Annotated in this window: 12 protein-coding genes; 4 read left to right on the forward strand and 8 right to left on the reverse strand. The window is 71.8% G+C overall.

All coding sequences use genetic code 11. From position 1 onward, the window contains the following. The first annotated feature begins 23 nt into the window (after positions 1–23). Positions 24–872, forward strand: coding sequence for an endo alpha-1,4 polygalactosaminidase (locus tag ACQP09_RS00275; RefSeq protein WP_433394942.1), 849 nt, complete (start codon positions 24–26; stop codon positions 870–872). A gap of 15 nt (positions 873–887) precedes the next feature. On the opposite strand, the gene ACQP09_RS00280 is transcribed toward ACQP09_RS00275, so the two are convergent. Beyond that, positions 888–1691 (reverse strand): VOC family protein, encoded by an 804-nt coding sequence (locus tag ACQP09_RS00280; RefSeq protein WP_433394944.1) that lies wholly within the window; start codon positions 1689–1691, stop codon positions 888–890. Positions 1692–1798: 107 nt separating this feature from the next. Continuing rightward, positions 1799–2467: a lysophospholipid acyltransferase family protein gene (locus tag ACQP09_RS00285; protein WP_433394946.1), complete on the reverse strand. Its 669-nt coding sequence runs from the start codon at positions 2465–2467 to the stop codon at positions 1799–1801. A 126-nt stretch (positions 2468–2593) separates the two neighbouring features. On the opposite strand from ACQP09_RS00285, the gene ACQP09_RS00290 reads away from it, so the two are divergent. Both ACQP09_RS00290 and tsaD read left to right on the forward strand, forming a co-directional pair. Beyond that, positions 2594–2809 carry a hypothetical protein gene (locus ACQP09_RS00290; RefSeq protein WP_433394947.1) on the forward strand — a complete coding sequence of 72 codons (216 nt, stop codon included), beginning with the start codon at positions 2594–2596 and terminating at the stop codon, positions 2807–2809. 81 nt (positions 2810–2890) lie between these two features. Further along, entirely contained in the window at positions 2891–3961 is a 1071-nt protein-coding gene (gene tsaD, locus ACQP09_RS00295; protein WP_433394948.1) for a tRNA (adenosine(37)-N6)-threonylcarbamoyltransferase complex transferase subunit TsaD, read from the forward strand. A 178-nt stretch (positions 3962–4139) separates the two neighbouring features. Here tsaD and ACQP09_RS00300 read toward each other — a convergent pair whose 3' ends face one another. The 6 genes from ACQP09_RS00300 to ACQP09_RS00325 form a co-directional block, all read right to left on the reverse strand. After that, positions 4140–5741, reverse strand: a complete 1602-nt coding sequence (locus ACQP09_RS00300) for a glycoside hydrolase family 13 protein (protein ID WP_433394950.1) — start codon at positions 5739–5741, stop codon at positions 4140–4142. A gap of 180 nt (positions 5742–5921) precedes the next feature. Next, positions 5922–6875 (reverse strand): carbohydrate ABC transporter permease, encoded by a 954-nt coding sequence (locus ACQP09_RS00305; RefSeq protein ID WP_433394952.1) that lies wholly within the window; start codon positions 6873–6875, stop codon positions 5922–5924. Positions 6876–6893: 18 nt separating this feature from the next. Further along, positions 6894–7862 (reverse strand): carbohydrate ABC transporter permease, encoded by a 969-nt coding sequence (locus tag ACQP09_RS00310; RefSeq protein ID WP_433394954.1) that lies wholly within the window; start codon positions 7860–7862, stop codon positions 6894–6896. A gap of 3 nt (positions 7863–7865) precedes the next feature. Beyond that, entirely contained in the window at positions 7866–9218 is a 1353-nt protein-coding gene (locus ACQP09_RS00315) for an ABC transporter substrate-binding protein (protein ID WP_433394956.1), read from the reverse strand. Between the two features lie 699 nt (positions 9219–9917). Beyond that, a complete protein-coding gene (locus ACQP09_RS00320) occupies positions 9918–10079 on the reverse strand; it encodes a hypothetical protein (RefSeq protein WP_356750640.1) in 162 nt (53 codons plus the stop codon). Positions 10080–10283: 204 nt separating this feature from the next. Continuing rightward, the gene (locus tag ACQP09_RS00325) at positions 10284–10526 is read right to left on the reverse strand and encodes a hypothetical protein (RefSeq protein WP_433394958.1); all 243 of its coding nucleotides are present in this window, start codon (positions 10524–10526) and stop codon (positions 10284–10286) included. A 253-nt stretch (positions 10527–10779) separates the two neighbouring features. On the opposite strand from ACQP09_RS00325, the gene ACQP09_RS00330 reads away from it, so the two are divergent. Further along, entirely contained in the window at positions 10780–11748 is a 969-nt protein-coding gene (locus ACQP09_RS00330; RefSeq protein WP_433394960.1) for an LLM class flavin-dependent oxidoreductase, read from the forward strand. Positions 11749–11755 lie beyond the last annotated feature (7 nt).

Below are 11755 nucleotides of genomic sequence, written 5' to 3' on the forward strand. Positions count from 1 at the left end.
AGACCACGCACAGGAGCCTCCCCATGCCCCAGCACGCCGCCACCCCGTTCCTCCGCCGCCGCTCCACGCTCGCGGCCCTGGCCGGCGGGGTCGCCGTGACGGCCGGCGCGGGCTTCCTGCTCTCCAGCGCCTTCGCGGCCAAGCCCGCGCCGAAGGTCGTCCTCCCGACGGCGAACGCCACCTTCGACTACCAGATCGGCGGGGCCTACACCCCGCCCGCCGGGGTCAGGGCGCTCTCGCGCGACCGGGGCGCCAAGCCCGTACGCGGTCTGTACAACGTCTGTTACGTCAACGCCTTCCAGACCCAGCCGGACGCGATGGACTGGTGGCAGAAGCAGAACCCGGACCTGCTGCTGCGCGACGGCAGCGGCAAGCCGGTCAACGACGAGGCGTGGGGCGAGGCGCTGCTGGACACCTCGACGGCCGCCAAGCGGACCCGGCTCGCGAAGATCGTCGGCGGCTGGATCGACGGCTGCGCGAAGTCCGGGTTCCAGGCGGTGGAGCCGGACAACCTGGACTCGTACGAGCGCTCCGGAGGCCGGCTCACGCGGGCGCACAACGCGGCGTTCGCCAAGCTGCTGGCCACGCGGGCGCACGCGGCGGGGCTGGCGATCGGCCAGAAGAACACCACGGACCTGCTGGGACAGCGCAAGAGCATCGGCTTCGACTTCGCGGTCGCCGAGGAGTGCGGCCGCTACGACGAGTGCGCCGACTACGCCACCGCGTACGGCAACAAGGTCTTCGTCATCGAGTACACCGCCCGCGACTTCTCCAAGGCCTGCTCGGCCGTCGGCGCGAAGCTCTCCGTGGTCCAGCGGGACCTCGACGTCCGGCCCGCGGGGCGGCAGGGGTACGTCTTCCGCGCCTGCTGATACGCGCGTGCCCCCTCACTCGCGGGGTTCGGGTTTCCGGCGGGAGCTGACCGTGAAGAGGGCGCCTTCCAGGTCGGCGATCATCGATTCGGGTCCGTCGTCCGGGGAGACGGTCGGCGGCGCGACCTCGCCGCCCGCCTTCCGGGCGGCCTCGGTGGCCGCCGTCAGGTCGTCGACCTGGAAGCGGACGTGCCACCGGGGGCGCAGCCGGGGGTCGGGGGACGCCCCGTCGCCGCCGCCGCGCAGGGTGGCGACGGTGAGGCCGCCCTGGCGGACGACGACGGTGTCCTGCTGGTACACATAGCCGACCTCGCAGCCGCCGGGGTCGTGCGGGTCCCAGCCGAAGACCTCGGAGTAGAAGATCGCGGCGTCGAAGGCGTGGCTCGTGCGCAGTTCGAGGGCGGCGGGTGCGCTGCCGCGTCCGATGGACCAGGGCGGTGTGCGGCCCTCCCAGAAGCCGAACCCCGCCCCTTCGCGGTCGGCGGCGACGGCTCCTCTGCCGGGGCCGAGCCGGATCGGTCCGACGGCGATGGTGCCGCCGCGTTCCCGTACGCGGGCGGCGGTGGCGTCCACGTCGGCGACGGCGAAGTACGGGGTCCAGGTGGTGGCGGTCGGCAGACCGGGCCCGATCCGGCCGATCCCGGCGACGGGCAGGCCGTCGGCGTGCGCGACGGTGAACCCCTCGCCCAGGGTGCCGGAGCGGAAGTTCCAGCCGAGGACGGCCGTGTAGAAGTCCTGTGCGGCGCGCGGGTCCCGGGTCATGAGACTGACCCAGCAGGGAACGCCGTGCACAGGGGTGGTCCGCTCGGCCTCCATCATCGGGATCCGTCTCCTCGCCGGAACAACATGCCTTCCATACCTACGCTGCCGGGGTCGGCGGCGCCACCCGGGCGGGTACCCGTCTCACCGTGCGGCCGCGGCCGGTTTCACCGTACGGCGAGCGCAGCAGCCGGTTCGCCGAGGTGCCGGGCGGCCGTGCGCCAGGCGGCGGTGACGGCTTCGCGGGCGGTGGCGGTCGCGGCGTCGACGCCTGGCGGCAGGTGCAGCGGGGCGCCCAGGTGGACGTGGAGCCGGGGGCGGCGAGCCGGGGCGGTGAGGAGCCCGGCGATCTGCTTGGCGCCCGAACCGGAGGTCACCCGGCGGGCACCGGCCTGCCCGAGCGGGACGACGGGCGCGCCGGACGCGTGGGCCAGCCGGGCGAGGCCGCTGCGGAAGTTCTCCGGCGGCGCCTCGGCGGCGTCCGTGCGCAGCGGAATCCGGCCCTCGCCGTAGATGAGGACGTGCCGTCCCGCCCGCAGCGCGGCGGCCGCCGTGTCGAGGGCGTCGGCCGCGCGGTGGGTGTTGCGGTGTACCGGGACGTGGCCGCCGCGCTCCAGGAGCCGGCCGAGGACCGGGACGCGCCAGAGGCCGGCGGTGGCGAGGACGACCGGTTCGACGTCCAGGCGGAGCAGGGCGGCGAGGACGACGCCGGGGTCGGCGAGGGAGGTGTGGTTGGCGACGATGATGGAGCCGGGCGCCGGGGCGGCGGTGTGGTCGGAGGTGACCGTCAGGCGGCCGAGGCAAGGGATGACGGCGGCTGCGACGCTGCTGAGCACGGTTCTCCTGAGGTCCTGGTGGGGTGGCCCGGGCGGTCGTGATCATCGTCGCGGCGGCGTGCTCCTCGGACCTGAGTTCGGATACTCAGCCGGGGTGAGGTGGGGTGCTCGGCTTGTGGGGCCCTGGTGGGGACGAGAACAGTGCGCGTGGGGCGCGGCTCCGGCGGCAGCTGGACGCGGGGCGCCCGCTGTCGGCGGAGCCGGACGGGGGCGGCGGGTGACGGAGGTGCCGGCCGGACCCTGGACATCCGCTGGGCGAGCCTGGTGGAGGGCGGGGTGACGGGCCCGGTGCCGTACCGGTTCGAGCTGGCCACGACGCTGCTGGAGCACCGGGCCTCATGATCCGGTACGCGGCTACGACGGCCCGTCGGCTACCTTGTTGCACATAGGTTGCAATTACTGATCGATGGCAAGGAGGCGGCCGTGGGCTCTCCCGTGGTGCTCGGGATCGAGTCGTCGTGCGACGAGACCGGAGCCGGTCTGGTCCGGGACGGACGCCTGCTCGGGCACGCGCTCGCGTCGAGCATGGACGAGCACGCGCGCTTCGGCGGTGTGGTGCCCGAGATCGCCGCGCGGGCCCATGTGCACGCCTTCGCCCCGGTCGTACGGCAGGCCTTGGACAGCGCCGGGCTGCGGATGTCGGACATCGGTGCGGTCGCCGTCACCACCGGGCCCGGGCTCTCCGGAGCGCTCCAGGTGGGGCTGGCCGGAGCGAAGGGGCTGGCGTACGCGCTGGATGTGCCGCTGTACGGGGTCCACCACCTGGCCGGGCACGTGGCCGCCGACACCCTGGAGCACGGGCCGCTGCCCGATCCGTGCGTGGTGCTGATCGTCTCCGGCGGCCACACCTCGCTGCTCCTCGTCCGCGACCTGGCCCGCGACCCGATCGTGCATCTCGGGGACACCGTGGACGACGCGGCCGGTGAGTGCTTCGACAAGGTGGCCCGGGTGTTCGGGCTGCCGTATCCGGGCGGTCCGGCGATCGACCGGGTGGCGCGGGAGGGTGATCCGGGTGCGGTGGCGTTCCCGCGCCCGATGACCGGTGCGCGGGACGCCCCGTACGCCTTCTCCTTCTCCGGGCTGAAGACCGCCGCTGCCCGCTGGGCCGAGCAGCGGCGCGTGGAGGGCGGGGAGCTGCCGCTGGCCGACGGTGCCGCGTCGCTCCAGGAGGCGGTGGCCGATGTGCTGACCCGTAAGGCGGTGGCGGCCTGCCGCGATCACGGGGTGTCCACCCTGGTGGTGGTCGGCGGGGTGGCCGCCAATTCGCGGGTACGGGAGCTGGCCGAGCAGCGGTGCCGGGCGGCCGGGATCACCCTGCGGGTACCGCCGCTGCGGCTGTGCACGGACAACGGCGCGATGATCGCGGCCGTCGGCGACCTGCTCGTACGGGCGGGGGCTCGGCCCGCTCCGCTGGACGTGTCGATCGACCCGTCGGCGCCGCTGGAGTACGCGGCGCTGCATCCGGTGGGGCGGGGCGCGGTCGCGGCGGCCTGAAGGGCCCGGCCCCGGACGCCGTTGCGGGGTCCGGGGCCGAGGCGGTCCGCCGTACGAGAGGTCGGACCGCTTGCCTCTGTGAGGTCAGACCTTTCACTGCCTCTCTGAGGTGGGATCGCCGCCTCTACGAGGTCGGACCATCCCCTCCGGAGTGGTCCGACCATTCAACGTACGGAGGTCAGACGGCCAGCCACACCGCCGTGTCCTTCGGCAGCCGGCCGTCCTCGTCCAGGGGGTTGCTGGCCAGCAGTACGCCGGTGTGCGCGGGGAGTTCGGCGGGGCTCTCGGCCAGGTTGACCACGCAGACCAGGGTGGCGCCGCGGGCGAAGACGAGGACGTCCCGCTCCTCGCTCAGCCAGCGCAGCTGTCCGGTGTGGAGTTCGGGCAGCGAGCGCCGCTGCCGCAGGGCCTCGCGGTAGAGGGCCAGTATGGAGTCGGGGTCGGTGGCCTGGAGGTCGGCGGCGCGGGAGGCCCAGTCCGCCGGGAGCGGCAGCCAGGGTTCCACCGCCGAGCCGAAGCCCGCGTACGGTTCGTCCGCCGCCCAGGGCAGCGGGGTGCGGCAGCCGTCGCGGCCGGGGGCGCGGCCCTGGGCGCGGAAGTACATCGGGTCCTGGATGCGGTCCAGCGGTACGTCGGCCTCCGGCAGGCCCAGCTCCTCGCCTTGGTAGAGGTAGACGGAGCCGGGCAGGGCGAGCGAGAGGAGGGCTGCCGCACGGGCGCGGCGGGTGCCGAGTTCCGGGTCGCTGGGGACGCCGAACGCCTTGGCGGTGAAGGCGAAGCTGGTGTCCTCGCGGCCGTAGCGGGTGACGGTGCGGGTGATGTCGTGGTTGCAGAGGACCCAGGTGGCGGGGGCGCCGACGGGGGCGTGTTCGGCAAGGGTCTCGTCGATGGACCGGCGCAGCCGTTCACCGTCCCAGGGGCAGCTGAGGAAGCTGAAGTTGAAGGCGGTGTGCAGCTCGTCGGGGCGGAGGTAGCGGGCGAAGCGCTCGGAGTCCGGGAGCCAGACCTCGCCGACGAAGATGCCGTCGAACTCGTCCGCGATGGCCCGCCAGCCCCGGTAGATGTCGTGGAGCTCGTCGCGGTCGACGTACGGGTGCGGTCCCGGGTGTCCGGCGAGGTCGGGGAGCGCCGGGTCCTTGGCGACGAGGGCGGCGGAGTCGATGCGGACCCCGGCGACACCGCGTTCGAACCAGAAGCGGAGGACGTCCTCGTGCTCCTGGCGTACGGCCGGATGGGCCCAGTTGAGGTCGGGCTGTTCGGTGGCGAAGAGGTGCAGGTACCACTCGCCGTCCTCGGTGCGGGTCCAGGGCACTCCCCCGAACTCGCTCTCCCAGTCGTTGGGCGGGAGTTCGCCGTCCTCGCCGCGGCCGGGGCGGAAGTGGAAGAGTTCGCGTTCCGGGCTGCCGGGGCCCGCCGCCAGCGCCGCCTGGAACCAGACGTGCTGGTCGGAGACGTGGTTCGGGACGATGTCGATGATGGTCCGGATCCCCGCCTGCCGGGCCTCGGCGATGAGCTTCTCGGCCTCGGCCAGCGTGCCGAAGGCCGGGTCGATGACCCGGTAGTCCGCGACGTCGTAGCCGCCGTCCGCCATCGGCGAGAGGTACCAGGGCGTGAACCAGAGGGCGTCGACGCCGAGTTCGGCCAGGTAGGGCAGCCGGGTCCGCACGCCCGTCAGATCGCCGGTGCCGTCGCCGTCGCCGTCGGCGAAGCTGCGGACGTAGACCTGGTAAATGACGGCCGAGCGCCACCAGTCGTCGGCGGCAAGCTGGCTGCCTTCCATAAGGCGGGTTCCTTTCGGACGGGGCGCGGTCGCCGGCGGGGTGTGCCGGTCCGCGCAACAGGGAGGAGCTGGAGGTTCTGACGCCGCCGCCCCGGAGCGGGGCGGGAAGGCCGGGGGCGGCGGCGGGTCGGAGGGGCCCTTGGTGCGGCCGGTCGGCCGTCCCTCGGTGCGGCCGGTCGGTCAGCCCTTGGTGCTGCCCGCGCTGATCCCGGCGATGATGTGCCGCTGGAAGACCAGGAACATCAGGACCATCGGGATGCTCGCGATGACCATGGCGCCGATCAGCACGGTCAGGGGCACGTTCTGGGAGAGCTGGACCAGGGCGACGCTGATCGGCTGTTTCTCGGTGTCGGAGAAGACCATCAGGGGCCAGAGGAAGTCCTGCCACACGGCGACGAGCGCGAAGATCGAGACGACGCCGAGCACCGGCCGGGACAGGGGCAGCACGATGGACCAGAGCGTACGGAGCTTTCCCGCGCCGTCGATCTCGGCGGCCTCCAGGACGTCCCGCGGGATCTGGTCGAAGAACCGTTTGAGCAGGTAGAGGTTGAAAGCGTTGGCGACGGCCGGCAGCCAGATGGCCAGCGGGTCGTTCAGCAGGTTGACATGGATCAGCGGCATGTCCGCGATGGTCAGGTACTTCGGTACGACGAGAGCCTGGACCGGGACCATCAGGGTGGCGAGGATGCCGCCCAGGATCACCTTGCCGAAGGCGGGCTTCAGCTTGGACAGGGCGTAGGCGGCGGCCGTGCAGAAGACGATCTGGAGCACCCAGGCGCCGGTCGCCTGGACCACCGTGTTCCACAGGTGGGTCGGCAGCCGCATCAGGTCCCAGGCGTCGGTGTAGCCGGTCACCTGCCACTGCTCGGGGACCAGGGTGGGCGGGGTGCGGACCGCTTCCTCGGGCGGCTTCATCGCGCCCGTGACCATCCAGTAGACGGGGAAGAGGAACGCGAAGGCGAAGAGGACGACGACGAGGGCGAACACCGACCAGTACGTGACCTTGCCGCGCCGGCCGGCGAGGGCGAGCGGGGAGACGAGGGTGCGTACGGAGCGCTCGGCGGGTGCGTCCGCCGGCCGCCCGGCGAGGGCGGCGACGGGCTGCTGTACCGGGGGCGGAGCTGTCCGGGTCATGGTGGGCGACCGCTCCTCTCAGTCGGTGCGGGTGAGTCGCAGATACAGGGCGGAGAAGGCGGTGAGCACCAGCAGGAGCATCACGCTGAGGGCGGACGCGCCGCCGAAGTCGTTGTAGAGGAACGCGTACTTGTAGATCAGGTAGAGCACGGTGACGGTGGAGTTCTCCGGCCCGCCGCCGGTGATGACGAAGGGTTCGGTGAACACCTGCATCGTCGCGATGACCTGGAGCAGCATCAGCATCAGGATGATGAAGCGGGTCTGCGGGATGGTGACGTGCCGGATGCGCTGCCAGAGCGAGGCGCCGTCCAGCTCGGCCGCCTCGTACAGCTCGCCGGGGATGCCCTGGAGCGCGGCGAGGTAGATGAGGACGGTGCCGCCCATGTTGGCCCAGGTGGCGACGATGACGAGGGAGACCAGCGCGGTGTCGGCGCCGTTGGTCCAGTTCGACGTCGGCAGGTGGAGGAAGCCGAGCACCTCGTTGGCGAGGCCCGCGCCCGGATCGTAGAACCACTTCCACAGCAGGGCGCTGACCACCGGCGGGATCATCACCGGCAGGTAGACGACGACCCGGAAGAACGCCTTGGCGTGGCGGAGTTCGTTGAGGACGAGGGCCATGACGAACGGGATGGCGAAGCCGATGACCAGGGCGAGCACGGTGAAGGTCAGCGTGTTGCGCCAGGCCGCCGCGAACTCCGGGTCCTGGAAGACCCGGGTGAAGTTGGCGGTGCCCACCCACTGCGGGTCGGAGCCGGGCGTGTACTTCTGGAACGCGATGATCACCGACCGGACGGCCGGGTACCAGGAGAAGAGGATGAAGCAGAGGAGGCCGCCGGTCAGGAACGCGTAGGCGGTGGCCTGGTCGGCGATCTTCCGGCGGAGCGGGGTAAGGGGCCCGCGGCCCGCCGGGCGGGCGCCCCCCGGAGGGGGCGTCGCGCCGGCGGGCCGCGTCACCGCGGGTGGAGCGGGCTGGGACGTGGTCTTCATGGATCAGCCCCGGGTCAGGATTCCGTCGATCTTGGACTGGGCGTCCTTGAGGAGCTGGTCGATGTCGGTGTCCTTCTTGGTGAGGACCGCGGAGACGGCGCCGTCGAGGACGGCGTAGATCTGCTGGCCGTGCTTGGGCTCCAGCTTCATGTCGAGCTGCTGGCCGCCGTCGATGAACGCCTGGTAGTTCTCCACCGGCACGTTGGCGGAGGCCTTCTTCAGCTCCTGGTCTTTGGCGTCGGTGGCGCCGGTGAACAGGCGCGGCTCGGGCAGGCCGACCGGCGACTTGTCCTCGGCGGCGCGGGCGTAGTTGTTCATGTAGCCCTGGCCGGGGGTGAGGAAGGTCCATTCCAGCCACTTGAGGCCGGCCTTGATCTGCTCGGGGGTGGCCTTCTTGTTGAACATGTAGCCGTCGCCGCCCATGAGGGTGCCCTGGCCGCCGGGCATCGGGGCGAACGCGAGGTCCTCGTACTTCCCGCCGGCCTCCTTCACGATGCGCGGCACGTTGTCGGGGGCGGCGAGGTACATGCCGAGCTTGCCGGAGCCCATCATCTGGAGGGTGTCGTTGATGATGAGGAGCTGCTTGCTGCCCATGGAGTTGTCGCGCCAGCGCATGTCCTTGAGGTTCTGCAGGACCGCCTTGCCCTCGGGGGTGTCGACGGTGGCCTTCTTGCCGTCCTCGCTGACGACCGAGCCGCCCTGCGAGTAGATGTGGGCGGTGAAGTGCCAGCCGCCCTGGTTCTGGGCGCTGTACTCGGCGAAGCCGACGGTGCCGTTGCCCAGGCCCGCGATCTTCTTGGCGGCGGCCTGGACCTCGGGCCAGGTGGCCGGCGGCTTCTCCGGGTCGAGGCCGGCCTTGGTGAAGAGGGCCTTGCTGTAGAGCAGGCCCATGGAGTAGTTGGTGCGCGGGACGCCGTAGATCTTCCCGTCGACCGTGTACGCGTCACGCAGGGGCTGGGCTATGTCCTTGTACGCCTTGAGGTCCTTGACGTACTCGGTGATGTCGGCGGCCTGGTTGATGGAGACGACCCGCTCGGTGTCGGTGAAGTACGTGTAGAACACGTCCTCCATCTGACCGCCGGCCAGCTTCGCGTCGAACGTCTTGGGGTCCTGGCACGGGAAGGCGTCGCGCGCGGTGATGTCGATGTCCGGGTTCTGCTTCTCGAACGTCTTGACGTCCTCGTCGAACCGCTGGTGGTCGATCTTCGCACTCGGCTGGGGCCAGCAGTTGACCGTGATGCGCGTCTTGCCGTCCGCGGCGCTCTCGCCCTCGGAGTTGCAGGCGGCCAGGCCGGTGACGGCCAGTGCGGTGGCGACGGCGACGGTGCAGGTACGACGAAGAACAGAACTTCTCATCGGTGGACCCCTTTAGGGCAGGAGTGCGGGAAGCCCACAGCCCCGAGCTGTGCGGCGGACCACACTCAACCACCGCCGACGAATGTCCGCAAGATGTCACGTTGATTTCGTAAATCATTGACAGCTCTCGGCCGTTGCGCACGACAAGCGCCTGCAGAAGTGCGGTCATGAGGCTGTACACGGAGGGGTGGATCCGACTATTACGGGCACGACGGCTGCGCAACGTTCGCAAGTGGCGGCGGGCGCGGGGGCACTCGGCGGTACGGGAACCACGGAGAGATACGGGGGGCGCGAGGAGGAGCGGAGAGGCGCGGGGAGCTCGGGGAATGCCCCCGGGATGCTTCCGGAGTGGTTTCGGAAGGGTTACGAGGGCCGGATCGGCGGCGATTACGCGCTCGGCCGTTGTCCGTCACCGGCGGGTTGGGAGCGCTCTCCGCACAGATGTGCGGGCGGCTCACCGGGGCGGGGGCGCGTCTTTCAGCGCCTGGCGCCGGGTGGCCGCGGTGACACCGGTGCCCCATCAGGCACTCGGCCGTACCGCGGCCTCACCCACTCTCGCCGGCGACGGTTCTTCAGTAAGCCGTCGCTTCGGATACGCAAGAACATGGCAATAGTTGCAAGACGTTTATCGTCTCGTGATGGACGCGCCGCGTGATGGCGGTGTCCATCTCCTGGCGGTCTGCTCTGTCTGCGCCTGCTCTAGCGGAAGGCGGCGGCCGACCGGGCGCCGCCGAAGTCGACCGCGCGGTCCGCGTCGCGCAGGACCTCCTCGGCCACGCGCCGTACCTCGGCGAGCACGTCTCCCTGCTCCTCCACGAGGCCGGCGTAGATCGGTGCTTCGGTGCTGTCTGCGGAACTCATGCGGATTTCCCTGTCAGGTCTGGTGCGAAAAGCCCCGCCGGTCGGCGGAGCGGGGGCGAGTGTACGTGGTGGGCGGCGGACGCCGCGATTCCCGGTCCGGGGACCGAGACGGCCCCGGACCTGCCGGAACGACGACCGGACCACGGTCCCGGCGGCTGCCGACAGCGGCCCGTCACCGCCTGCCACCGCCGACTCGGAGGTGGTTCAGGGCTGTTGCGGGCGCGGGGCGGGCGTCCCCTGGGTGCGGCGGCGCCGGGCTGCGGGCAGGGGCCGGTGGCCCTCGGTCCACTCGTTCACCCAGCCGCAGCCCGAGCAGGCGTACCGGCCGTCGAGCCCGGCGATCTGGGTGCCGCACCGGGCACATCCGATGAACGTGATCTCCGGGTGTGCCGTCACCGGCTGGGCGCGGGGCTGCTTGCCGGGCTCCGGAGCGCCGTCCGCCGTCATCGCCCGGCCGTGCGCAGGTCAGGCAGCACATCGCTCCACGCCCACGAGCCGAGCCGCACGCCTGCTACGAGTACGAAGTTCGTCATGGCAGCAACGTAACGCAGGGGTCTGACAGCGCCCCCGGGCTCCTGGCGGCCGGGGCCACGGATCCAGGGTTCGCTAGGTTCTCCGTACACCCTTGATCCGTACGCTCCGGCCTTGATCTGTACGCCGTCGGCCTGATCCGTATGCCGAGACCCCGAGGAGAACACCTGTGCCTTCCCCGACCCCCTCCCCCACCGTCGGCGTCCTGCTGCCGCGTGATCTGCCCACCGACCTGATCCTGCCGTTCGCCCGCCGGGCCGAGGAGCTGGGGTTCGGCTCGGTGTGGGTGGTGGAGGACCTCGGGTTCCGCGGCGGGGTCGCCCAGGCTGCCGCCGTGCTGGCCTCCACCTCCCGGATCAGGGTCGGCATCGGGCTGCTGCCCGCCGGAGCCCGCAACGTGGGGTTCGCGGCGATGGAGATCGCCTCGCTGGCCCAGCTCTTCCCCGGCCGGACCGACATCGGCGTGGGACACGGCATGCCGGGCTGGATGCGGAGCGTCGGACAGTGGCCCCGGAGCCCGCTCACCTTCCTGCACGAGTACGTCGACGCCCTGCGCGCGCTGCTGCGCGGCGAGACCCTGGAGAGGCAGGGTCGGTACGTGCACCTCGACGGCGTCCGGCTGGAGAGCAGTGCGCTGCCCGACGTGGTGCCGGACATCCTGGCGGGCGTCCGGGGCCCCAAGTCCCTCGCGGTCTCCGGTGAGGTGGCCGACGGGACGATCCTCGCCGAGCCCGTCGCTCCCGAGTACGCGCAGGCGGCCCTCGGGCACATCGCCGCGACCCGCCCGCACCGTCTGGTCGCCTACAACGTCGCCTCGGTCGGCGCCGATCCCGAGGCGGCTCTCGCCGCGGCGCGGCCCGGTCTCGAATGGATCGGCGAGCCGGACTGGCACGCCCACATCGCCCCGCTCCCGATCGCCCGGGAGCTGGTGGAGCTGCGGGCGGCGTGCTCGAACCGGGAGGAGTTCACCCGTCGCCTGCCCGACGCCTGGGTCGCGCGGCTCACGGTCACGGGAACGCCGGAGACGGCCCGTGCCCGGCTGCGGGAGCTGGGTGGAGCGGGCGTCACCGATGCCGTGCTCGCCCCCGTCGGACCGGACCCGCTCAAGGCCCTGGAGTCGCTCGCCGGCGTGCTCTGACGGGACC

This window comes from Streptomyces sp. CA-146814, from assembly GCF_050942385.1.
Lineage (GTDB): Bacteria > Actinomycetota > Actinomycetes > Streptomycetales > Streptomycetaceae > Streptomyces.